Raw genomic sequence first — 24,365 nt, 5'->3', positions numbered from 1 at the left:
AAAGAAAAACTTTTTCGCAATGAAGTCTCTTGCGCATCTCAACGCGCTGCGCGCCTTCGAGGCCAGTGCGCGCCATCAAAGCTTTTCGGCAGCTGCGGCCGAGCTGCACGTGACTCCTGCTGCGGTGGGCCAGCTCGTGCGCGCGCTGGAGCAATGGCTGGGCGCGCCGCTGTTCCATCGCGGCGCCAGCGGCAAGGCGCGGCTGGTCCCGACGGCGGCGGCTGAACGCGCGTTGCCGGAGATACAGGCGGGGCTCGGCAAGCTGGCGCTGGGCCTGGAGCGCTTGAAGGAAGGTTCCTTGAGCGGCATGCTCACCGTGGCCGTGAGTCCGGCTTTCGCCGCTAAGTGGCTGTTGCCTCGGATCGAGCGCTTCCAGCATGCCTGGCCCGATACCGACGTGCGCCTGGACACCAACCTCAAGCCCGTGGATTTCGCGGCCCAGCAGATCGATATCGGCGTGCGCTATGGCGCTGGCGTCTGGCCCGGCCTGGCGGCGGAAAAGCTGATGGACGAAGAGGTCTACCCGGTCTGTTCCCCGGAACTGCTGCGACGGCGCAAGGCGGCGAAGCGTCCGGCCGAGCTGGCGGGCGAGACCTTGATCCATGATCTTTCGATGGACGCGCAGACGGGATTTCCGACCTGGGCCATGTGGCTGGAGAAAGTCGGCGTACAAGGCGTATCCACCGTCCGCGGCATGAAGATCAACAATTCCGCCGCGGTGCTGCAGGCGGCTATCGATGGCCATGGCGTGGCGCTGGCCCGCAGCGTGATGGCGCATGATGATCTGGTTGCCGGCCGCCTGGTGCGCCTGTTTCCGCAGTTGGCGGTTCCCTCCGCGTTGGCCTACTACGTTGTTTATCGGCCCCAGGCGCGCGAGTTGCCCCGATTGGCCGCCTTCCGAGACTGGCTGTTCGACGAGGCCGCTGCCTGTCGGTAGCCGGGTTCGGAGCCCGGCGGACCTTGCGCGACGCCCGCCGCGCTTACCTTGCGGCGCGGGTGAATCTCTGCACCATGAATTCCACGAAGGTCGTGAGCTTGGGCAAGGCCTTGCGGTCCTTGGGATACAGCAGCGTGATCGGCCGGGCCACGGGCCAGGCGGACTCCAGGATCGGGACCAGCCGGCCGGCCCGCACATCTTCGGCCAGCAACAGTTCCGGCTGCAGCACGATGCCGAATCCGGCCAGCGCCGCCTGCCTGAGCGCCTGGCCGTTGTTGGACACGAAGCGGCCGGCGGGGTAGGCCGCGCCGCCATCCTCCGAGTTCAGGCGCCAGCCGGTGCGGCGGTTCCAGTAGGAAAAATCCAGGCATTGATGGCGCGCCAGGTCGCTCGCGGTTTCGGGCGTGCCATGGCGTTGCAGATAGGCCGGCGCCGCGCAGATGATCATCTGATAGCGCCCGATCTTGCGCGCGACCAGGCTGGAATCGGCGGGTTCGCCGATGCGCACCGCCAGGTCGTAGCGCGAGGCCACCACGTCCTCGACGGCGTCGCTCAAGGTCAGGTCCACGCTGACGTCCGGGTACTCGGACAGGTAGTCGGCGATGGCGGGGGCCAGCGCGAACGAGCCGAAGGTCACGGTCGAGGTGATGCGCAGATGGCCTCGCGGCGCGGCGCGCATGGCTTCGGCGCCTTGCTCGGCATCGCGGATGTCCGACAGGATCACCTTGCAGCGCGCGAAATAGGCCTGGCCGGCTTCCGTCAGGCTTTGGCGGCGCGTGGTGCGGTTCATGAGCCTCAGGCCCAGCCGCGCCTCCAGGCCCTTGATGTGCTTGGCCGCCATGGCGGGCGACATCTCGTGGCGAGCCGCCGCCGCGGTCAGGCTGCCCAGTTCGACGACCGCCACAAAGACTTCCATGCTGAGCAGGCGGTCCATGGATTACGCACCCTGAGTGTGAAGTGAACCCACCATTTTAGGATTTTTCCGGGACGCGCCCTTGGCCAGAATGGGCACAAGCGCTGGCGATATCGCGGGCGCATCCCACAACATACGAATCGGAGTTTCCATGAAAATCATCCTGATCGGCGCCACCGGCACCATCGGCCGCGCGGTCGCCCAAGAACTGGGCCAGCGCCACGACGTCATTGCAGTGGGCAAGACGCGCGGCGAGCATCAGGTCGACGTGACCCAGAGCGGCAGCATCCGCGCCTTGTTCGAGCGCGTGGGCAAGGTGGATGCCATCGTCTCCACCACGGGCAGCTTGCATTTTGGCCCTCTGGCCGAAATGACGGCGGAGCAGTTCAAGATCGGTCTGCACGACAAGCTGCTGGGACAGGTGGATCTGGCGCTGATCGGCCAGCATTACGTCAACGAAGGCGGTTCCATCACGCTCACCAGCGGCATCTTGACCGATGAACCGATCCGCTACGGCGCCAATGCGTCGGCGGTGAACTCGGCCATCGATGGCTTCGTGCGCGGCGCGGCGGTGGAGCTGCGCGGCGTGCGCATCAACTCGGTCAGCCCCACGGTCCTGACGGAATCGCTGGATGCCTATGGTCCGTACTTCCAGGGCTTTGAATCCGCCCCGGCCAGCCGGGTTGCGTTGGCCTATAGCCGCAGCGTGGAAGGCGCGCAGACGGGGCAGGTGTTCCGGGTGTGGTGATTTCCCGCGGCGGGCAAAGGCCGGCACGGCCTTGTGCGTCCTGTTGTTGCCTGGATGTGGCGCTCTCCGATCTGGTCGCGGAGCGCCCTCAGCGCGTTGCCAAAATGGCACACCTGTCTGCGAATTATGCAGAACAAAGTGATTATCCGTGAATTTGATGCGAATATTTACACGCATTGCACGCCCGGATTAGGGCGTTTGGCGTAGGTACCGAAGTCTATCGTCGTTACCCCCGGCACTCCGGGGTCTGGTTTGAGCGCGTCCCGGCCCACCGCCCGGACGGCTACACGGAGACGAATCAGATGGCACACCACGCAAGTCCCTCCATACCCCTGTTCGCCCGCTCGCTGGGCGTGGCCATGTCGCTGGCCGCCAGTAGCGCCTGGAGCGTCAATTACGCGCCATTCATCGTTCCCTCAGGCACGACGTTCACCCTGAATGGCGGTGATAGCGTGACAGGCACGGGATCGAGTTCGGCCATTCGGGTCGGCAACGCCACGCTGAACTTCGGCCCTGGCAACATCGCCATCGGCAATGTCGATCTGGGCGTTTTCGCCACCAATGGCGCGGCGACCAACATCAATTTCCAGACCGGCACCAACGTCACCATCACGACGGTGACCACCACCGGCCTGGGATTGCAGTCCACCACGAATTCGCAGGCGACGTTCTCGCTGGCGCCGAGTTCCAACGTGACGATACGCGGCTTTCAGGGCGTAAATCTGGGCCATACGCCATTCGGCACCATGAGCCAGCTGCAGATCGGCAATGGCGCGACGCTGAAGATCGAGACCGCGCCGGCCGGCGGCAATCCCTGGCCCAAGGGCGTGATGACGAGCAACAACACCGCCATTACGCTGGATGCCGGCGGCGTTCTGGATGTGCAGACCACGGGCGGGACATATGGGCGTGGGGTTGAACTGGGCTACAGCCTGACCTATCCGGACTCGGTCGTACGCCGCTACACGTCAGCGCCAGGCTCGACGCTGCGCGTCAGCACCACGGGGCAGACCGCCGACGGCTTCTACATGCTGGGCGTGGGCGAGGCGGTGATGCAGGGCACCACCGACATCCACACCACGGGCCGGGACAGCAGCGGCATGTTCCTGCGCCGCTACGTCAGCCCGACCAACCATCTGGTGGTAGCCCCGCAGGGCGGCTCCACGGCGAACATCCTTACCGAGGGCGCGGACGCCTACGGGGTGATAGGCATAGACGGCTCACGCGCGGAACTGTCCGACCTGAGGACCGAGACCCGCGGCACGGACGCGGTGGGCCTGTATGCGTATACGGCCAGCGGGCAGCCGGCGACCGTCTTCCAGGCAGCGCGCAACACGGTCGTGACCAGCGGGCAGGGCGGTTTCGGCATCCTGGCGCAAGGCGCGGCCAGCAGCGTGGTGTTCGATGACGGCTCGGTGCAGACGTCCGGGACCGAGGCCCATGGCGTGGTGGTGGCGGGCGCGTCGAGCGTCGCGGCGACGGGCAGCGCCATCGGCGTCAGCGGCGCACGCTCGATCGGTCTCCTGCTGACCAGCGACACGGGCACGCAAGCTGCGACCATCAATGGCGGCAGCATCGCGAGCGCGACCGGGACTGCCATAGGCGTCGACGGGGGCACGGCGAACATCCAGCTCGACGGCACCACGGTCCAGGGCGCGACCAACTGGCTGCATGTCGCCAGCTCTGGAACCTTGCTTGGAAGCAGGACCCGTACGTTGCATGGCATAGACCCGAGCCTGGCGCCGGATGCCGGCAATCCGGGCGGCATCAACGTTGCCGGCGCGCAGGCGGGCTCTCCGGCCACGGCCAACGTGACGGCGCGCAATTCTACCTTGACGGGAGCGGCGGCCACCGAGGCCGGCAGCATCTCGAACGTGACCTTGGTGGATTCGACCTGGACGCTGACCGGCAACTCGACCATCACCAACCTGGTCAACGATCCCAGCCTGATCGACTTCACGCCGCCGCAGGCGGGCGCGTACAAGACGCTGACGGTGCGTAACTACAGCGGCGACGGCACCATCGCGCTGAACACCTATCTGGGCGACGACAGCTCGCCCTCGGACAAGCTGGTCATCAATGGCGGCAGCGCCAGCGGCGCTTCGCAATTGCGCATCAAGAACACGGGCGGGCCGGGCGCCTTGACGACGGCCAGCGGGATACAGGTGGTCGAGGTCGTCAATGGCGGTATCTCCGGAGCGGGCGCATTTGCGCTTTCGGGCCGGGTGGTGGCCGGTCCCTACGAGTATCGGCTGTACCAAGGTTCGGCAAGCGCACCGGCCGATCAGAGCTGGTATCTGCGATCCGAGAAGGAGCCGGATCCGCCGCCTCCTCCGCCGCCGCCTCCCGAGCCTCCGGTGCCGCCTGTCCCACCGGCGCCGCCAACGCCGCCCACTCCCGATCCCGAGCCGCTGTACCGTCCTGAAGTCGCCGCCTATCTCGCGAATCAGCGACTGGTTGGGCAGATGTTCGTGCAGAGCATGCACGACCGCCTGGGCGAGCCGCAATTCATCGAGGGCCAGCAGTTTCAAACCGAGGACAGCAAGCGCCGGGCGCTCTGGCTGCGCGCCGTGGGCAGGTGGGAGGGCTCGCATAGCCGCGACGGCAACTTCGACGTCAGCACCGACATGTTCCTGCTGCAAGGCGGCGGCGACGTGGCGCAATGGAAGCTGTTCTCGGAGACCGACCGGCTGCACCTGGGGTTGATGCTGGGCTATGGCAGCGCCGACAGCACGGCCCGGGCCGAGGGCAACCCCTACAAGGCCAAGGGCAGGGTGCAAGGCTATAGCGCCGGCGTGTATGGCACCTGGTTCCAGAACGACGAGAGTAAGCTCGGCGCCTATGTGGATACCTGGTTCCAGTACGGTTGGTACAACAACCGGGTGACGGGCGAGGAGCTGCCGCGCGTGGACTACGATTCCCGCGCATGGGCCGTGTCGGCCGAGACCGGCTACGCCTTCAAGCTGCGCGGCGACTGGATACTGGAACCCCAGGCCCAGATCATCTACGTCAGCTCGGACACGGACAGCCTGACGGAATCCAACGGCACCCGCGTGGGCAGCGCGGATTCCCACGGCACCATCACGCGCCTGGGCGTGCGCACGCACACCACCTTCGACCTGGGCAATGGCCGCAAGGCGCAGCCGTTCGCGACGCTGAATTGGTGGCACAGCAGCACTGGCAGCTCCGTGTCGTTCAATCAATTGCCGGTGGGCGACCTCTATCCGAAAGACCGCTATGAGTTGAAGCTCGGCGTGCATGCCGACTTCAACAAGGGCTGGACGGGCTGGACCAATGTCGCCGGGTCATGGGGAGCGCAGGACTACCACCAGTACGCGGCAAGGATAGGCGTGAAGTACACCTGGTAGATGTGAAAAGCCCGCGGCGGCTAGACCGCTGCGGGCTTTGGTCATGCCAGAGGCCGGTTGCCCGACCCAGGTCATGAGGCTTACCAGAGCACCTTCAACCCGACAGAGCCCTGTGCGCCGGTCTTGACGCGGCTGTCGCCGCTGTTGGCCCACAGCTTGCCAATGTCGCCGTAGAGGCTGGTGTTCTTGGTCAGCTGCAGCATGGCGCCCACCGCGAACTCGGTCGACGTGTAGCCGCCCTTGGCGCGGATGTCGGTGGTGCCGGCCGGGGCGCTGAAGCTTGCCACGTCGGTGGTATTGCTGGCCTTGTACAGATTGACGCGGGCAAAGGGCTGAAGCACGGTGCCGCCGATGCTGTAGCTGCCCTTGACGCGGGCGCCCAGACGCAGGGTCCAGTCATCGTCCGCATCGTTCTTCACCTTGGCCAGGCTCAGCGTGGTGTCGTCCAGATTGAGCTTGCGGTAGATGATTTGCGCCTGCGGCTCCAACTGCCAGCTGCTGCCCAGGTCGAAGGGCTTGCCCACTTCCAGCGAGGCCAGCCAGCCGTGGCCCTTGGTGGTGGCGCCGGCGCCGGTGTCGGCCGTGCGCAGGCTGCTGCGGTAGTCGGCGCCCTGGATCACGGCGTCGGCGTACAGGCCGGAGTCGTGCTGCCAGGTGCCATACAGGCCCACGTAGCGGCCGCGCAGGTTGTTGTAGCCCGCGTACTTGCGCTCCATGCCGCTGGAGAAGCCGCGCACGCCCATGTCACCGTCCAGCTGGCCCACGTACAGGCCGGCCTTGAGGTTGCGGTCGGCGTACACGTCCACGCCGGCCTGGAAGCCGGTCAGGTGGCCGCTGCTCTCGGGGTTGACCGTGCCTTGCTGCGTGATGGTCGGAGCCGTGCGCAGCACACGGGCCCAGGCGCGGTGGTTCGGGTCCTGGTCGATGGTGCCTTGAGCGATGTCGTCGCCCATGCGCTTGCGCATGTCGCCGAGCATTGCCATGTCCGCCTGGCGCAGTTGCGCGGGCAGCGAGGACAGCAGCGGCACTTCTTCACGGTAGGCGGGAGCGGGGGTGACAGGATCGGTGCCTGGGCCGGGGTTGACCTGCGTGTTGGTCGAGTGCAGCGCGGCGCCCTGTGCCGTCTGGGTCAGACGGTACTCGTAGGCGCCGGCATCGACATGGCCGCCCGCCAGCGTGAAGCTGCCGGGTTGCAGGCTGGCGCCGTTCTCGGTGGAGATGACCTGGATGCCCTGGCTGCCCGTCTGTGCGCCCAGGCCGCCGGCATTGGCGATCTGCACCGTGGTGTTGCCGCTGGCGATGGCGCCGGGACCGCTCAACAGCAGCTTGTCGGTGGCGCTGCCATCCGCGCCCAGCACGGTGGACACGCCCAGCTTGCCGTTGTTGCCGACGTAGGGGCCGGTGACCTTGAGCACGGTGCCCGGCGTGCTGCCGCCGAGATTGACCGCGCCGCTGTTGTTCAGGCTGGCCACGGTCTGGCTGTAGCCCGCCAGGTCCAGCACGGCGCCGCTGGCCACGGTGTGGGCCGAGGCGCTGCTGAATGTATTGGTGGCGCCGGCCTTGAGCGTGCCCTGAGCGACATCGGTCGCGCCGGTGTAGCTGTTGCCTGCGCTGGTCAGGGTCAGGACGCCGCTACCTTGCTTGGTAAGGAAGCCGCCGCCCGTGATGGCACCGGCCCAGGTCGCCGTGTTGGCGCCGGTGTCGATGACCGGGTCGTTGGTGCCCGTCATGTGCAGGTTGTTGACGATGGTCAGGCCGTTGGCAATCAGGTTGATGACAGTGCCGTCGTCCATGGACAGCATGCCAGTGCCCAGGCCCAGGGAATGGCCCAGGCCGATGCTGCCCTGCTTGAGCTGCACACCGCCCGAGAAGGCGCTGCCGCCGGTCAGCGTCAGCGCGCCGGCGCCGGTCTTGACCAGGCCGCCGCTGCCCACGACGATGCCCGAGTAGTAGGACGCACTGCCAGCCGCGGAATTGACGGTCAGGGTTCCCGCGCCCAGCGCCACGGTGCCGGCGCCGGTCAGGCTGCTGGCTTGGAGCACGTTGCCATTGAGGTCCAGCGTGGCGCCCGACAGCACCTGATAGCCGGTGCCTTGGACCAGCGCCGTGGTGGAACCCGCGCGCAGCGTGCCGTCCGCGACCAGCGTGCCGCCGGTATAGCTGTTGGCGCCGGTCAGGGTCTGCGTGCCCGAGCCCTGCTTGACCAGGGTGCCCGTGCCGATGACCGAGCCGCTGAAGATGCCGTCGGCCGAACCGCCCGCCAGCAGGGTGTTGGTTCCCATCTTGATGTTGCCGGCGCCCGCCAGGGTGCCGAACACTTGGGCGCCTTGGCCTGCCGACAGGTCGAAGGTCGCGCCGTTGGCGACGGTCACGATGCCGGTGGCGGCGAGGCTGCTGCCCGCGCCCAACGCTACCGTGCCGCTGTTGACGTAGGTGCCGCCGGTGTAGCTGTTGGTGCCGTTGAGCGTCAGCGTGCTGGCGCCGTTCTTGGTCAGGCTGCCCGTGCCCGAGATGTTGCCGTCGAGCGTCAGGTCGTGGCTGCCTTGCACGGCAAGGCCGGCGTTCAGGGCGATGTTGTTTGCCAGCGCCAGCGCCTGAGTGTTGTCCAGCGTGGCCGCGCCGCCTACCGTCAGCGTGCCGGAACCGAGCGCGGCGCCGTTGCCGACGATCAGGCCGCCAGCGTTCAGGAGGGTGCCGCCGGCGTAGCTGTTGACGCCGCTGAGGGTCAGGTTGGCCGCGCCGTTCTTGATCAGGCCGCCAGCGCCGCCGACGGTGCCGTTCAGGTCCATGGCATTGGAACCGGCGATCGTCAGCGCGCCGTTCAGCGCGACCTTGTTGCGTACGGTGACTGCCGTGTTGCTGTCCAGCGTGGTGCCGTTGGCAGCGGTCAGCAGGCCATTGCCCAAAGCCTTGTCGTTGCCCAGCACCAGCGTGCCGCCGTTGAGCGCCGTGCCGCCGGTGTAGCCGTTGGACGCGTTGAGCACCAGGGTGCCGGCGTCGAGCTTGGCCAGCGTGCCGCTGCCAACGAGCGGGGCGTTGATGGTCGCGGTCACGCCGGGATCGACGCGCACCGAGGCGTAGCCCTGGTCGCCGTTGACCAGGTTGAGCGAACCCAGCGAGCCGCGCTCCAGCACATAGCCGTCGGTCATGAACTGCATGCCCGTCGTGCTTTGCGCGCCGGCAACGGTGACCGTCCCGGCAGCGCCCTGGAAGACCGCGAACTTGCCGGCCCAGGAGCGGTTCCCGTTGCCGTCGGCGCCGGTCCAGTTGGCGTTGGCGCCGTCCCAGGTGCCGTTGCCGCCTTCGATCGCGCCGTTGCCGACGGTTTGCGAGCCGTCCCAGAACTGCACGGTGACGTTGGGTGCGGCCACCAGCAGGTTGATCTGCTTGTCGACGGCGGTCTGCAAGGTCAGGTCGGCCGCTTGCACATTGCCGGGCAGGTAACCGAAGTTCATGCCGTTGTTGGTCAGGCTGCCGCCATAATTCATGAGACGGTACACGCCGGTGCCGAAGCCGCCGGCGTCGCTGATATTGAGCGTGCCGCCCAGGGTCAGGTTGCCGGTCACGTCCACCAAGGCAGCGCCGCCGCCGAGGGAGGGGGCGCCCAGGCTGGCATTCACGATCGACTGGGTGCCGAGCCCCATGCTGCCGACTGACAGGGTGTGGCCATCCGTCAAGTTCAGGGTGGCGCCGCCCATGAGCGTCACGTCGCCGGCGATGCTGCCAGCTCCACCCAGGGCGGCGCCGCTGTACACCAGCACATTGGTGCTGGCGAGCGAGCCGTCTACCCACAGACTGCCGGCACTGACGGAGGTCTGACCGGTAAGCGTGTTGTTACCGGAAAGAACCAGCGATCCCGTGCCGCTCTTGGTCAACCAACCCTTGCCGTCGAGCTGGCCGCCGAAGTTGCTGTTGGCCCCGTTGGCGCCGATGGTCAGGTTGTTCCCGTTCGAGACAGTCACGGTGCCATTGCCGTTCAGGCTGGCCAGACGAGCCAGATTGGTGATGAACAAATTGGCGCCGGCTGCCACGTTCGCGGTGGCATTCTGGCCCAGCGCGTTGTTGCCCGCGGTGGTCAAGCTGCCGCCCTGCAGATCGATCATGCCGCTGAAGGTGTTGGCGCTGCCGGTAAGCGAGAGGTCGTTCGCACCGGTCTTGCGCAGCGTGCCGTTGCCGTTGAGCTGTCCATCCAGGATCAGGCTGTTGTTGCCCGCCACCGTGAGCGCGCCGTCGACATTGACGGTATTGCCCAGGCGCATCGGGCCCGCCGTATCCAGTTGCGTGTTGCCCGTGATGGTCAGCATGCCGGTGCCCAGCGCCGCGGCATTGCCCAGGCTCAAGTCGCCGGCATTGACCGTGGTGCCCCCGTTGTGCCGGTTTTCGCCATTGAGGGTGAGTCGGCCGGCGCCGTTCTTGACCAGCTCGGTGGAACCATTGATCACCCCGTTCAGGGTGAAATCATTGCTGCCGTCCAGCGCCAGGGAGGCGCTCAGTTGCACGTTGTTGGCCAGGGTCACCGCGCGGCTGGCTTCCAGGGTTCCCGCGTTGCGCACGGTCAGCGTGCCCTCGCCGAGCGCTGCGTCGTGGCCCACGGCCAGGTTGCCGCCCGTCAGGTTGACGCCGCCCTGGAAAGAGTTGGCGCCGTTCAAGGTCAGCTTGCCCGTGCCGCGCTTGGTCAGGCCACCGAGGCCGTTGACCAGGCCGCCCAACGTGAGGTCCTGGTTGCCGACGAGGTTCAGGTCGCCAGCCAGGTTGATGGTGTTGCTCAGGCTCAATGCCACGCTGTTGTCCAGCTGCATGCCGGAGGCGGCGGTCAGGGTGCTGTTGCCCAGCGGATTGCTGGAGGCCAGCACCAGCTTGCCGCCGTTCAGCGCCATCGTGCCGCCGAAGGAGTTGTTGCCGCCCAGGGTCAGGGTGCCGCTGCCGTTCTTGTTCAGGCCGCCGCTGTTGCCGGCGATGTCGCCGTTCAGGGTCAGGTCATTGCTGCCACCCAGGTTCAGCTGGCCTTGGGCGAAGATCTGGTTGGTCAGCGTGAGCGCCTGGTTGTTGTCCAGCGTGGTGTCGCTGTACGCGGCCAGCGGCCCCTGCCCCAACGCGGCATCGTTGCCGAGTACCAGGGTGCCGCCCTCCAGCAGGGTGGCGGCGTGGCTGTTGGCGCCGTTCAGCACCAGCGTGCCGAGGTCCAGCTTGCGCAGGGTGTTCAGCCCGCTAATAGGAACATTGATGGTCGCGGTAACGTTGGGATCAACCCTTACGGCGAACTGGCCCCTGGTTCCGTTGTTGGCCCGCAGCTCCGCGTTGTTGCCAGCGACGAGGTGGTAGCCATCGATCATGAACTGCATGCCGCCGATTTCGTGCGCGCCTTCCACCGTGACAGTGCCGGGGTCGCCCATGAACACAGCGAACTTGTTGAGCCAGCTTTGGTTAATCGTGCCGTCGGCACTGGTCCAATTGCTGTTGGCGGCATTCCACGTGCCGTTGCCACCGTCGATCGAGCCGTCAGCGACCAAGCGCGAGCCGTCCCAGGCCTGCACCGGCAAATTCGATTGGACCAAAAGGTTGACCTGATTGGCGGTGGAAGTCTGTACGGTCATTCCGCCGATACCGCCCACTCTGCTCGTGTCGACGCCGATGCCGTTGATGGTAAGACCGCCACCGTAATTGAACAAGCGATACACACCGTCGCCGAGGTTGCCAGCATCGGAAATATTCAACTTTCCGGCCAGCGTCAGGTTGCCCATGACATTGAAGAGCGGGGTGTTTCCGGTAGACGAGGAACCCAGCGCCACATCGACGTTTGAGTTCTGGGCCAGGACCAGTGCGCTGGCGGTCAGCGTACTGCCACTGGTTCCGGCCAGATGGCCAAAGCTGTCGATGTTCAGCTGGCTATTGATGAAGCCGCCGCCGCTCACGGTGCCTCCGGTCCGGACGATGACAGCGGGGCTGCTCAGGGTGCCGCTGACCTTCAGGGTGCCGGCCGTGACGGTGACGTTGTTGTTCAGGGCGCTTGTGCCCGTGAGTTCCAGCGTGCCTGCGCCCGTCTTTTCCAGCGAACCCAGGCCGCTCAGCATGCCGGCATATGCGCTGCTGGCGTTGGTGCCGCCCACCTGCAACACGGTGGACCAGCTGATGTTGGTAGTGCCGCTGCCGCTCAGGGCGCCAATCCGGACGACGGGATCATTGAGGCTCAGCGTGGTGCCCGCGGCCAGCTTCACGCTGGCAGGAGCGCCCAGGCCATTACCGCCGGCTGTCGTGACGTAACCTTGATCGATTTCGAGGTTGCCGGCAAATGATGGGTTGTTGCCAAACAGGAACAATTCGTCCGCGCCAGTCTTGATCAGCTTGCCGCTGCCGCTCAGCTGGCCCGCCAAGGTCAGCTGCTCCTGGAGCTCCATGGTCAGGTTGCCGTTGACGCGGACGGCGTTCTGCAGGCTCGTGGGCTGGGTGTTCTTCAGCGTGGCCGTGCCATTGGCGACCAGCGCGCCGCTCCCGAGGGCTTCATTGTTGCTGAACTCCAAGGTACCGCCACTGAGGGCGATGCCGCCAGTGTGGGCGGTATTGATGGCGTTGAGGCTGAGCGTACCGTTGCCAGTCTTGACCAATTGGCCGGGGCCCGAGATCAGCGAATTCAAGGTCAGGTCATTGTCGCCGGCAACCGTCAGATTCGCATTGAGGGCGATGGCGTTGCCTAGCGTTACCGTGTTGCTTGCCGTCAGGGTGGAAGCGCCGCCCACGGTCAAGTTGCCGAGACCCAAAGCCTGATCGTTGCCCACCGTCAGCGTGCCGGCGTTCAGCGTGGTACCCGACAGATAGGTGTTGGCCCCGTTCAAGGTCAGGTTGGCGGCGCCGTTCTTGATCAGCGAGCCTGGGCCGTAAACGACGCCGTTCAGCGTCAGGTCGGCGCTTCCGCCTATCTCCACGCTGCCAAACAGATTCACGTTGTTGTCGAGGGCCACCTTGTTATTGGCGTCGAGCACCGTGTTGTAGAGCGCCGTCAGGGCGCCGCTGCCCAGCGCGGTATTGCTGCCGACCTCCAGACGGCCGGCCTCGATTATCGTGCCGCCGGTATACGTGTTGTTGCCGTTGAGTACCAGCGTGCCGCTGTCTTGCTTGTGCAGGGTGCCGCTGCCGCCTATGGCGACGCCCAAGGTTGCGGTCACGTTGGAATTGACCCGAATCACGGCAACGCCGCTGGCATTCAGCTGACCATTGGCTCCGCCCACGAGCTTGTAGCCGTCGCTTTTGAACTCCAGGCCCGTGATGCTGTGCTGGCCGCCAACTGCCACGGTGCCGGCGACGCCGGAGAATGCCGCTTCGCCGCCGTTCCAGGACTGGTTCACTGTTCCGTCAGCGGAAGTCCAGTTGGTATTGGCGTAATCCCAGATGCCAGAGGCGCCATCCACCGAACCGTTCGCCACGGATTGGCTGCCGTCCCAGTAGAGTTGCGGATTTGCGGGCGCCGCATGCGCGTTCGCGGCGATCAAGGCAATGCCCAGCGCGCCCGCCAACTGTGCGCCGCCGCGGCGCAGGCGCCGGGCAGGGCTGCTGCTTTTTGCCGGCCCGCGGGCGATTTCACTGACGGCTTGCCATACGCCAGCGGCGGCGTTGAAGACTACTCGATAGACGTGATTCATTGATCTCTTCTATGCCGGCGCCGATGCCGGGCCGGCAAAATTGGATGTTGTATTGATTTAAATGAAACTAAATGCGTCTTGGTGGTAGGTCGCTCAGCGAGCCGATAGCATGAACGGGCGAGGCAACCGTTACAAAAGTCGAAATGTTTTGCGGAAAATTAACATTTATTTACGCCGCGTAATGTACGGCAAAAATGCGGATTTCCGCACTGTCAACGTGGAAAAATTTGAATTCCGTTCACATTTGCTGCGTTGACGCCACGCCGAGGCGGTGATGGCCGAGCGCCGCATTCCTGCGTACACTCCCGGCCATGCTACGAATCGACAATCTCGGCAAACGCTACGGCGACCATCTCGTCTTCCAGGGGCTGACCCATACGTTCACGCCCGGATGCGTGGCGTTGTGCGAAGAAGACAGCACCGGCAAGTCCACGCTGCTGGGCATCATCGCGGGCGTGATCGCGCCGGATGCGGGAGAGGTCTGGATCGACGGACATGCGCTGACCCAGGCGCCGGCGCAAGCCCGGTCCCGCCTGGCCTATGTGCCCGACAACTGCATGGCATTGCCCGCGCAGACGGGGCGCGGCTTGTTGGAACAGGTGGCGGCGGAGAAGAATGTGCCGCTGGCCGACAGCGTGCTGGACCTGGCGTTCCGGCTGGGGCTGGAGCCGCATCTGGACAAGCGCTTCGAGCAGATGTCCACGGGCACGCGGCGCAAGGTCTACCTGACGGCCGCCGCCCTGGGCGACCCGGCCGTCATCATTGCGGATGGGGCCAGCAACGGCCTGGATGCGCAGGCGCGCGGCGTGCTGGCAGAACAGTTCAAGATCTGGGCGCAGGATCGGGTGGTGCTGTTCGCCAGCCACGATCCTGAACTGGTAGAAGCCTGCGGCGCCAGATCAATCGAGGTTGCGGCGCTGCGCTGAAGGCGGCGCCGCCATTATTACTTCGCCATCAAGCCCAGGTACTCGATCAAGCCTTTTTCCTTGACGTAGGTGGCCTGCGCCCATTCCTTGTAGTCCTGGCTGTTGCGGTAGGCGGGCTCCTGGTTCAGCTGCTTCATGACGTCCATGCTGGCGGGGTCGAACAGCGCCTTCTTGAAGGCGTCGTGCAGCGTCTTCACCACCGCGGGATCCATGCCCTTGGGGCCGGCCAGGCCATAGGGCGAGGTGGACACGACCTTGTAGCCCAGCTCCTGGGCGGTGGGCACGTCGGGCCAGCGCGTGGTGCGCTTTTCGCCGAAGGTGACCAGCAGGCGCATCTTGCCGGAATCCACGAACTGGTCCCAGCCGGTGGCGTCGCTTTGCGCCATGACGTGACCGCCCAGCAGGGCCTGTTGCATGTCGGCGTTGCCCTTGAACGGCACGTGGTTCAGTTTCACCTTGGCGTTGATGGCGACTTCCTCGATCAGCAGGTGCGGCGACGAACCGATGCCGGTGGAGCCATAGTCGATGGTGCCGGGCGCCTTGCGCGCCGCCTCGATGTATTCGTTGAAGGTCTTGTACGGCGAGTCGGAGCGGACGGTGAAGCCGAAGGTGTAGCCGGACAGGCCCAGGATGAAGGTGAAATCGTTGATGGGGTCCCAGCTGCTTTTCTGCATGTACGGCATGCGCAGCATGGCCAGGGTGTACAGCGTGATGGTGTAGCCATCGGGCTTGGCGGTCTTGGCCATGGTCGCCGGGCCCAGGGTGCCGCCGGCGCCGGGCCGGTTTTCGACGATAACGGGCTGGCCCAGGTACTTGGAGGCATCCTGCGCCACGGTGCGCAGGTGGCGGTCGGTAGAGCCGCCGGCCGGGAAGGGCACGATCAGCGTGATGGGCTTGGACGGATAGGCGCCTTGCGCGCCGGCGGCGAAGGGCAATGCAATGCCGGCCATCGAGAGCAGCGCGGCGCCGAGGCAGGCGCGCCGCAGGGGCTTATGGGTCATGGGTTTGTCTCCTGGGGTGTTGTTGTGTGTGGGAAGGGGACTGCTCAGTCGCGCAGGGCGACCTTGACCGGTAAGCGGGCCAGCGCGTCGCGCAGGCTGGCCTTTAGCGCTGCGGACGCGCGGGCGTCGGCCTGGACTGCGACCTCGGGTTGAGCGTCGGCCTGTACGCGGAACAGCGCGCCGTCGTCGATCAGGCCGGCTTCCTGCAAGGTGCGCGCCACCACGGCCTGGGCCGATACCGCGGTGGCCAGGCGGCGCAGGTCGGGCTTGTAGATCTTGCCCACGTTGGTCATGGGCATGCTGTCCAGCACGATGACGCGCTTGGGCCGCGCCGGGCTTTCGTCCACGTGCTCGGCGGCATAGGCCAGCAGTTCGGCTTCCGGGACCTGGGCGCCTTCGGCCAGCGTGACAAAGGCGATGGGCAGTTCGCCGGCATAGGCGTCGGGGGCGCCGACGGCGGCGCAGAGCTGCACCGACGGGTGCGAGGCGAGTGCGTCCTCGATGGTCTTGGGATCGATGTTGTGGCCGCTGCGGATGATCAGGTCCTTGGCGCGGCCCTGCAGATGCAGCCGGCCGTCCGGGTCCAGGTAGCCGACGTCGCCGCTGATGAGCCAGCCGTCCTCGGTGAAAGCGCGCGCCGTGTCTTCGGAATCAAGAAAGCCGGGGATGACGTTGGGCGCCTTGAACAGCACCATGCCGGGCTTGCCGGCGGGCAGGTCGCGCGCGGGCGCGCCGGCCGGTACGTCCAGGCCGACGATGCGGACCTGCACGTAGGGCAGCGGAAAGCCGACGCAACCCACCGGAAACTCGCAACCCGGCGGCGAGATGGTCGAGATGCCGGCCATCTCCGTCATGCCCAGGCTTTCGTTGACGTGCAGTCCGAACAGCCGTTTGAAGCGAGCGGCCAGCTCGGCGGGCAGGGGCGCGGCGCCGGTGCGGCAATAGCGCAACGACGAGATGTCGGCGCCGGCCAGCGGCACTTCGGCCAACGCGGCGAGGATGGTCGGCACGCCTTGCAGCGAGGTGGCGCGGTGGTGTTCGACCAGGCGCCAGTAGTTGCGCAGCACGTCGCGGTTGCGCAGCAGCAGGGTGGTGGGGATGACGGTTTCCACGCCCGCCGACAGGGCGGCCAGCGATGCCGGCAACACGCCCGCCACATGGAACAGCGGATAGCCGTTGATGACCACGTCGTCCGGTCCGGCGTTCTGCAATTGCACCGCGGCCCAGGCGCTGAAGACCTGGTTGGCGTGGGTGTGGATGGCGAGCTTGGGCGCGCCGGTGGTACCGCCGGTATGGAAATAGGCGGCCACGTCGCCGGCGTGGATTTCCCGGTTGCTGACCAGGCGGTCGACCGGCTGCACGGCGCGCGCGGCGTTGAAGTCCAGCGCATGATCCGGCAGCGCCGGGCGGGCCGAGGCCGGTTCGTCCAACGGCGCCACGCGCAGCAGCGTGTGCAACGTAGGCACGCGTTCGCGCAGGCGCAGCGCCTTGGACCAGGAGCCGCATTCCACGTCGGACCCGTAGGCGATCAGTACCTTGGCGCGCGCCGTGGTCATGAGGGAGGCGAGCTTGTCCTCGGCCAGCAGGGGGTTCAAGGGCTGGACGATGCCGGCGGCCTCGCCGCCCCAGAGCGCCAGGTGGTACTCGAGGCAGCCGGGCAGCAGGATGCCGACGGCGTCGCCCGGGCCCACGCCCAGTTCATGCAGCAGGTTGGCGGTCTGGTGGATGCCGGCCAGCAGTTCGCGGTAGCTCCAGCGCACCGGCGTGTCGCCGGGATCGGCGCTGCGCAGAAAGGTCAGCGCGGTCTTGTCGCCGAAAGCCGCGGCCGAGTTGCGGAAGATCTCGTAGGTGCTCTGCACCGTGAGCGTCTCGGTCAGCGGCCGGGCTTGCAGCCGCTGCACGTCCGCCGCGCTGCGCACGGGGAATGGGGCCGCAAAAGGCGGCGAGAGGGGCGGGGCGGCATGGACCTGGGTCATGGGCGTGGTCCTCCGCTCAGGCCTGCCCCAGCGCGATGTAGCGCCGCAGGTGATGGTCTTCGTCGCCCAGTTGGTGGTCGATCATGACCAGGCGCTTGGCATAGTGCGCCAGGGGCAGCTCCCAGGTCATGCCGATGCCGCCGTGCAGCTGGATGCTCTCTTCAGCCACCAGGGTGCCGATGCGGCCGATGGTGTACTTGGCGGCGGACAGCGCGCGCTCGCGGGTGGCGCGGTCCGGGTGGTCCAGCGCGGCCGCGGCGTTGATCACGGACGAACGCGCCTGTTCGATCTCCAGCAGCACGTCGGCCATGCGGTGTTGCAGCGCCTGGAAGCTGCCGATGGGAGCGCCGAACTGGCGGCGCGTGCGCAGGTATTCCAGAGTGGCGTCGCGAGCGCAGTCCATGGCGCCGACGGCTTCGGCGCACAGCGCCAGGATGCCGCGCCCGGCGGCGCGTTCCAGCAGCGGGTAGCCTGCGCCGGCCTCGCCCAGCAAGGCTTCTGGCGCAAGCTGCACGCCGTCGAGCACCAATTCGGCCGCGCGGCCGCCATCGATCAGGCCATAGCCGCGCAGCGTCAGGCCGGGCGTGCCGGCGCTGACCAGGAACAGGCTGATGCCGGCCTCGTCGTCCGGCCCGCCCGCGCTGCGGGCCGGGATCAGGAACAGGTCGGCGTGCTCGCCCGCCGCGACCACGGCCTTGGCGCCGTTGAGCACCCAGCCGTCTGCAGTGCGTTCGGCGCGGGTCTCGACGTGCGCCAGTTCATAGCCGGAGCCGGGTTCGGCGTGGGCCAGTGAGGCCGTGATGCTGCCCGCGATCAGGCCTTCAAGGGCCTCGCGCTGGGCCGGCGTGCCGGCTTCGGCGATGGCGCTGCCGACCATGAGCGCGTCCAGCAGCGGTTCGACGGCCAGGCCGCGGCCCAGCGCTTCGAACACGACGGAAATGTCGAAGCCGGTTCCGCCCAGTCCGCCGTCTGCTTCGGCAAACAGGGCGCCGATGGCGCCGAGTTCGGCATAGCGCTGCCACAGCTCCAGGCTGTAGCCCCGCTCCGAGCGGGCATTGCGGTCGCGCGTGGCGAAGTCGCTCTGTTCGGCGACAAAGCGGCGCAGCATGTCGGAGAGCATGCGCCGGTCTTCGGTGTGTTCAAAATTCATGGCCGGCCCTTACAGTCCGAGGATCATCTTGGAGATGATGTTCTTCTGGATTTCATTGGAGCCGCCGAAGATCGACAGCTTGCGGTTGTTGAAGTACTGCGCGGCGGGGCTCTCGGCGCCGTGGGGGCCGATGGGCGGTGCGTCATAGCCGTCGTGCAGCGCTTCGGGCACGAAGGGGCGTGCATAGGGGCCCATGGCGCGGCGGTTCAGCGCGCTGATCTCCTGGCGGATCTGGGTGCCGCGGATCTTCAGCATGGAGCTTTCGGCGCCGGGCGCGCCGCCGCCGGCCACCGCCGCGACCACGCGCAGGTTGGTGGTGCGCATGTTGGCCAGCTCGATCTCGACGCGCGCCAGCCGCGCGGCGAAGTCCGGGTCTTCCGATAGCGGACGTCCGTGCTTGCGTAGTCTTGCGGCTACCGTTTTCAGGCGTTCCAGCGCTGCCGTGGATTGCCCGACTCCGGCGATGTTGGTGCGTTCGTAGGTCAGCAGGTACTTGGCGCAGGTCCAGCCGCGGTTCTCCTCGCCCACCAGGTTGGCCGCAGGCACCCGCACGTCGGAGAAGAACACTTCATTGACTTCGTGCTCGCCGTCCAGGGTGATGATGGGGCGCACTTCCACGCCGGGGCTCGCCATGTCGATCAGCAGGAAGCTGATGCCTTCCTGGCGTCGGCCTTCCTGTGACGTGCGCACCAGGCAGAAGATCATGTTGGCGTACTGGCCCAGCGTGGTCCAGGTCTTCTGGCCGTTGACGACGTAACTGTCGCCGTCGCGCACGGCGGTGGTCTTGACCGAGGCCAGGTCCGAGCCCGCGCCGGGTTCGGAATAGCCCTGGCACCACCAGTCGGAACCGTCCAGGATGCGCGGCAGCCAGTGGCGGCGCTGCGCCTCGCTGCCGTACTTGATCAGCACCGGGCCCAGCATGCTCAGGCCAAAGGGCACGATGCGCGGCGCGCCGGCCAGCGCGCATTCGTTTTCGAAGATGTACTTCTGCACGGCGCTCCAGCCGGTGCCGCCGTATTCCATCGGCCAATGGCTGGCGAGCCAGCCTTGCTGGTTGAGGATGGCGTGCCACTCGACCATGTCGGCGCGCGTCAGCAGCTTGCCCTGCGCGACCTTGGCGGACAGGCGCTCGGGCAGGTGGCTGGCGAGAAAGGCCCGCACTTCGTCGCGGAAGGCGTTTTCTTCGGGGGTGAATTCCAGGTCCATGGGGGATCCTCAGTAGATTTCAAACAGGCCGGCCGCGCCCATGCCGCCGCCCACGCACATGGTGACGACGGCATAGCGGGCGCCGCGGCGGCGGCCTTCGATCAGCACGTGGCCGGCCAGACGGGCGCCGGTGACGCCGAAGGGGTGGCCCAGGGCGATGGCGCCGCCGTCCACGTTCAGGCGGTCCATCGGAATGCCCAGCTTTTGCTGGCAATACAGGGCTTGCGAGGCGAAGGCCTCGTTCAGTTCCCAGAGGTCGATGTCCTGCACCTTGAGGCCGTAGCGCGCAAGCAGCTTGGGCACGGCGTAGACGGGGCCTATGCCCATCTCGTCGGGTTCGCAGCCGGCGATCGCCAGGCCGCGGAACGCGCCCAGCGGCGTGATGCCGGCGCGCTGGGCTTCAGCGGCTTCCATCAGCACGCAGGCGGCGGCGCCGTCCGACAACTGCGAGGCATTGCCTGCCGTGACGAACTGGCCGGCGCCGCGCACGGGGGCCAGCGAGGCCAGGGCGTCGTAGGTGGTGCCGGGGCGGTTGCAGGTGTCGCGGTCCACGGTCACTTCGCGCTCGCTGACGGCGCCGGTGGCGCGGTCGGTGACGGACATGGTCGTGGTGACCGGAACGATCTCTTCCAGATACCGTCCCGCGGCCTGCGCGGCTTCGGTGCGCGCCTGGCTTTGCGCGGCGAAATGGTCCTGGGCTTCACGGCTGATGCCGTAGCGGGCCGCGACGATGTCGGCGGTTTCGATCATGGGCAGGTAGAGCTCGGGCTTGTTTGCCACGATCCACGGATCCATGCCGCTCACGCCGTCGTCGCGGGTGCGGATCTGCGACACGAGTTCCACGCCGCCCGCGATCATCGCGGGGGCGCCGTCCATGACGATGCGGCTGGCGGCCGAGGCGATGGCCTGCAGGCCGGAGGCGCAATAGCGGTTGACGGTAGCGCCGCCCACGCCGACCGGCAGGCCGGCGCGGATCACGGCCTGGCGGCCGATATTGCGACCCGTGGCGCCTTCTGGATAGCCGCAACCGATGAACGCGTCTTCGATCAGGGCCGGGTCCATGCCGGCCCGGTCGACGGCGGCGCGCACGGCGTGCGCGGCCAGCGTGGGGCCGGCGATGAGGTTGAATTCGCCGCGCCCCGCCTTGGTGATGGGGGTGCGGGCGGTGGAGACGATGACGGCTTCGCGCATGGCGTGTTCCTGTAAAGTGTCCGGGTCAGCCGGCCTGGTTCAGGCTGGCGAAATTGCGGCCGGATTCGGCCAGCTGCACGAGCAACGGCGAAGGTTTCCAGAAGGCGGGGTCTTCCTGCGCATAGCCGCGGATATCGGCCAGCACGCGGTCCAGTCCCACGCTGTCGGCGTAGTGCATGGGGCCGCCGCGATAACGCGGAAAGCCGTAGCCCGACAGGAACACCACGTCGATGTCGGACGGGCGCTGCGCGATGCCTTGGTGCAGCACGTTGGCCGCTTCGTTGATCATGGCGGCCAGGTAGCGGCGCTGGATATCTTCTTGCGTGTAGGCGCGCGGCGTGACGCCCGCGCGCGCGCGTTCGGCATCGATGGTGGCGAGGACTTCGGGGTCTGGTTCGCCTTGGCGCGCGCCGTCGGGGTACAGGTAGAAGCCGCGGCCCGTCTTCTGGCCGAACCAGCCCCGTTCGCACAGCCGGTCGGGAATCTGCACGTAGCGCAGTGCTGGGTCGCGGGTGGGCGCGCGGCGCTTGCGTGTGGCCCAGCCGATGTCGCCGCCGGCCAGGTCCGCCATCTGGTAGGGACCCATGGGATAACCGAAGTCGCGCACGGCGGCGTCGATCTCGTAGGGCGACGCGCCGTCTTCCATCATCATGTCCGCCGCCTGGCGGTGCACGGCCAGGATGCGGTTGCCGATGAAGCCATCGCACACGCCCGCGCGCACCGGGATCTTGCGCAGTCGCCGCGCCAGTTCGAAGCCGGTGGCCACGGTGTCGGGCGCGGTGTGCTCGCCCACCACGACTTCCAGCAGCTTCATGATGTTGGCCGGCGAAAAGAAGTGCAGGCCCAGTACGTCGGCGGGCCCGCGCGTGGCGGCGGCGATGAGGTTGACGTCCAGGTACGAGGTATTGGTGGCCAGCACCGCGCCGGGCTTGGCGACGCGGTCCAACTGCGCGAACACGGCTTGCTTGACCGCCATGTCTTCGAACACGGCTTCGATGATGAGATCGGCGTCGTCCAGCGCCTCGTAGCGGGTCGAGCCGGTGTAGCGCGCCATGCGGGCGTCGCGCTCGTCGGCGCTGATCCGGCCTTTCTTGACCAGCAGCTCGTAGACCTGCGCGACGCGGCCACGCCCGCGTTCCAGCGCGGCATCGTCCTGCTCGACCATGGTCACGGGAAAGCCGGCGTCCAGCGCCGAGACGGCGATGCCCGCGCCCATGGTGCCGCCGCCGACGATGCCGATACGCTCCAGGCGCCGCGGCCGGGCCGCTTGCTGGCCCGGCATCTTGGCCGTGTCGCGTTCCGCGAAGAAGGCATGCACCAGGCCCGCCCGCTGCGGGCTGTCCAGGCATTGCAGGAACAGCGCGCGTTCGGTGCGCAGGCCATCCTCGAAAGGCTGCTCGATGGCGGCGCGTACGGCTTCGACGATCTTGCCGGGGGAATACAGCCCACGGGTGGTGCGGGCAACGCGTTCGGCCGCTGCCTCGACCTGGGCCAGCGCGGCGGTCCGGTCGGCGAGCGCGTCGGCGTCGCGGGTGCGGCGCGGACCCGCGCCGATCGCCAGCAATTGCCGGGTGTAGGCCAGGCCCGCGTCCAGCGGATCGGTCTCGCTGGAGAGCGCGTCCACCAATCCGGCTTCCAGGGCGGCGCCGGCAGAGAGGTGCTTGCCGGTCAGCATCAAATCCAGCGCGGCCTGCGCGCCCATGAGGCGCGGCGCGCGCTGGGTGCCGCCGGCGCCGGGCAGCAGGCCCAGGTTCACTTCGGGCAGGCCCAGCTTGGCGCCCGCGAGCGCGACGCGGTAGTGCGCCGCCAGCGCCACTTCCAATCCGCCGCCCAGCGCCGCGCCGTGCAGCGCGGCAATCACCAGCTTGGCGCTGGCTTCGATCTGGTTGCAGACGTCGGGCAGGATGGGCGGCTGCGGCGGCTTGCCGAATTCGCGGATGTCGGCGCCCGCGATGAAGTTCTTGCCCGCGCCCATCAGCAGGATGGCGCGGACCTGCGGATCGGCCTGGGCGTCGCGCACGGCCGCGGCCAGATCGCCGCGCACGGCGGCGCTCAGGGCATTGACGGGGGGATGGTCGATGGTGACGACGAGAATGTCGTCATAGCGGCGCGCGTTGGCCGCGCCGGTGCTTGCGCTGTCTGTCATGGACAGTGTCTCCGATGAGGCCTGCCGCCGGAGCGCCGCTGGGGGCGAGGGCTAGGGCCGGGCGGACCAGGAACGGCCCGTCTTTTATGGCCTCATTCTTTCGCAGTAAAGAAGTCTTGACAATGGCATCGATAATTGACATTGAAGTCAAAAAAATTTGACAATGTGGAGGTGACTTGCTGCGGCGTGGAGGCCCGGAATGGACACCAAATCCCTGACGTTGCTGGTGGAAATCCTGGACGCGGGCAACCTCAGCGAGGCCGCGCGCCGCCTGAAGATGACGCGCGCTAACGTCAGCTACCACTTGAATCAGCTGGAACGCTCGGTAGGCATGCAGCTGGTGCGGCGCACAACGAGGCATGTGGAGCCGACAGAAATCGGACTGAAGCTGTATCACCACGGGCGCAGCATCCAGGACGAACTCGCCGCGGCGCGTGAATCCGTCGAGACCCTGGGCAAGACGCCGCAGGGCAAGGTCAGGCTGAGCGTACCCAGCGGCTACGGGCAGTTCGTGATGACGCCCTGGCTGCTGGAATTCAAGCGGACCTATCCGGACATTGTGCTGGACGTGTTGTTCGAGAACAGCGTGGACGACCTGCTGCGCGACGAGGTCGATATCGCGGTGCGCATCATGTCCGAGCCGCCGCAGAACCTGGTGGCGCGCGAGCTGGGCCAGGTCCGCTACGTGGCCTGCGCCTCGCGGGACTATGCCGCCGCCCGGGGCCTGCCGCAGCATCCGGAAGAGCTGTCGCGCACGCCCATCATCAGCGCGGCGGTCATCGGCCGGCCCTTGCGGCTTTCGGCCTACTACGGCGGCCAGCCGCGGCAGCACGTGGTGCTGGAGCCGACGGTGATTTCGCGCAACTACGCGTTCCTGCGCGACGCGACGCTGGCGGGGCTGGGCGTGGGCGTGGTGCCGGACTACGTGGTGCACGACGACATTGCGCGCGGCGAACTGGTGGCCGCGTTGCCGCAATGGCGGCTCAGCATCTTCGGGCGCGGCATGTACATGCTGTACATGCCCAATCGCCACCACCCGCGGGCGATCTCGATGATCATCGAATTCATCCTGGAGCGCGCCCAGGCCGCGCACGAAGGCAGGCCGGGATTGCTGGAGGCGGCAGGCTAGCGGGGCCAGCCCGCTGAGGCGCGTGCAGGCCCTGGACGCG

Annotated in this window: 13 protein-coding genes; 5 read left to right on the top strand and 8 right to left on the bottom strand. The window is 67.1% G+C overall.

What is annotated here, in order from left to right; all coding sequences use genetic code 11:
• Positions 1-19 precede the first annotated feature (19 nt).
• Positions 20-937: a transcriptional regulator GcvA gene (gene gcvA, locus HV793_RS16345; protein ID WP_175213538.1), complete on the top strand. Its 918-nt coding sequence runs from the start codon at positions 20-22 to the stop codon at positions 935-937.
• A 43-nt stretch (positions 938-980) separates the two neighbouring features.
• Here the strand turns inward: gcvA and HV793_RS16340 are convergent, their stop codons facing one another.
• The gene (locus HV793_RS16340) at positions 981-1,871 is read right to left on the bottom strand and encodes a LysR family transcriptional regulator (protein WP_119451399.1); all 891 of its coding nucleotides are present in this window, start codon (positions 1,869-1,871) and stop codon (positions 981-983) included.
• Between the two features lie 130 nt (positions 1,872-2,001).
• Between HV793_RS16340 and HV793_RS16335 the strand changes: the two genes are divergently transcribed.
• Together HV793_RS16335 and HV793_RS16330 are read left to right on the top strand one after the other, a co-directional pair.
• Positions 2,002-2,598 (top strand): short chain dehydrogenase, encoded by a 597-nt coding sequence (locus HV793_RS16335; RefSeq protein ID WP_175213537.1) that lies wholly within the window; start codon positions 2,002-2,004, stop codon positions 2,596-2,598.
• A 302-nt stretch (positions 2,599-2,900) separates the two neighbouring features.
• Entirely contained in the window at positions 2,901-5,966 is a 3,066-nt protein-coding gene (locus HV793_RS16330; protein ID WP_175213536.1) for an autotransporter family protein, read from the top strand.
• A gap of 80 nt (positions 5,967-6,046) precedes the next feature.
• On the opposite strand, the gene HV793_RS16325 is transcribed toward HV793_RS16330, so the two are convergent.
• Positions 6,047-13,600 carry an autotransporter-associated beta strand repeat-containing protein gene (locus tag HV793_RS16325; protein WP_175213535.1) on the bottom strand — a complete coding sequence of 2,518 codons (7,554 nt, stop codon included), beginning with the start codon at positions 13,598-13,600 and terminating at the stop codon, positions 6,047-6,049.
• Positions 13,601-13,911: 311 nt separating this feature from the next.
• On the opposite strand from HV793_RS16325, the gene HV793_RS16320 reads away from it, so the two are divergent.
• On the top strand, positions 13,912-14,526 hold the full coding sequence (locus HV793_RS16320; protein ID WP_175213534.1) for an ABC transporter ATP-binding protein: 615 nt from the start codon (positions 13,912-13,914) through the stop codon (positions 14,524-14,526).
• A gap of 17 nt (positions 14,527-14,543) precedes the next feature.
• Here the strand turns inward: HV793_RS16320 and HV793_RS16315 are convergent, their stop codons facing one another.
• From HV793_RS16315 to HV793_RS16290, 6 genes are read right to left on the bottom strand one after another with little or no spacing between them, the layout of a single operon-like run.
• The gene (locus tag HV793_RS16315; protein ID WP_054456400.1) at positions 14,544-15,527 is read right to left on the bottom strand and encodes a tripartite tricarboxylate transporter substrate binding protein; all 984 of its coding nucleotides are present in this window, start codon (positions 15,525-15,527) and stop codon (positions 14,544-14,546) included.
• A 44-nt stretch (positions 15,528-15,571) separates the two neighbouring features.
• On the bottom strand, positions 15,572-17,503 hold the full coding sequence (locus tag HV793_RS16310; RefSeq protein WP_054456401.1) for an acyl-CoA synthetase: 1,932 nt from the start codon (positions 17,501-17,503) through the stop codon (positions 15,572-15,574).
• Between the two features lie 16 nt (positions 17,504-17,519).
• Positions 17,520-18,653, bottom strand: a complete 1,134-nt coding sequence (locus HV793_RS16305) for an acyl-CoA dehydrogenase family protein (RefSeq protein ID WP_175213533.1) — start codon at positions 18,651-18,653, stop codon at positions 17,520-17,522.
• A gap of 9 nt (positions 18,654-18,662) precedes the next feature.
• Positions 18,663-19,859 carry an acyl-CoA dehydrogenase family protein gene (locus HV793_RS16300; protein WP_175213532.1) on the bottom strand — a complete coding sequence of 399 codons (1,197 nt, stop codon included), beginning with the start codon at positions 19,857-19,859 and terminating at the stop codon, positions 18,663-18,665.
• Between the two features lie 9 nt (positions 19,860-19,868).
• Positions 19,869-21,050, bottom strand: coding sequence for an acetyl-CoA C-acyltransferase (locus HV793_RS16295; protein ID WP_175213531.1), 1,182 nt, complete (start codon positions 21,048-21,050; stop codon positions 19,869-19,871).
• 25 nt (positions 21,051-21,075) lie between these two features.
• Entirely contained in the window at positions 21,076-23,196 is a 2,121-nt protein-coding gene (locus tag HV793_RS16290) for a 3-hydroxyacyl-CoA dehydrogenase NAD-binding domain-containing protein (RefSeq protein ID WP_175213530.1), read from the bottom strand.
• A 199-nt stretch (positions 23,197-23,395) separates the two neighbouring features.
• On the opposite strand from HV793_RS16290, the gene HV793_RS16285 reads away from it, so the two are divergent.
• Positions 23,396-24,325, top strand: a complete 930-nt coding sequence (locus tag HV793_RS16285) for a LysR family transcriptional regulator (RefSeq protein ID WP_054456406.1) — start codon at positions 23,396-23,398, stop codon at positions 24,323-24,325.
• Positions 24,326-24,365 lie beyond the last annotated feature (40 nt).

Origin of the sequence: Achromobacter aegrifaciens (assembly GCF_902859965.1) — a bacterium.
Taxonomy (GTDB): domain Bacteria; phylum Pseudomonadota; class Gammaproteobacteria; order Burkholderiales; family Burkholderiaceae_B; genus Achromobacter; species Achromobacter aegrifaciens.
Note: the sequence above shows the minus strand (reverse complement) of the source record. Positions and strands in the feature narration are given on the sequence as shown.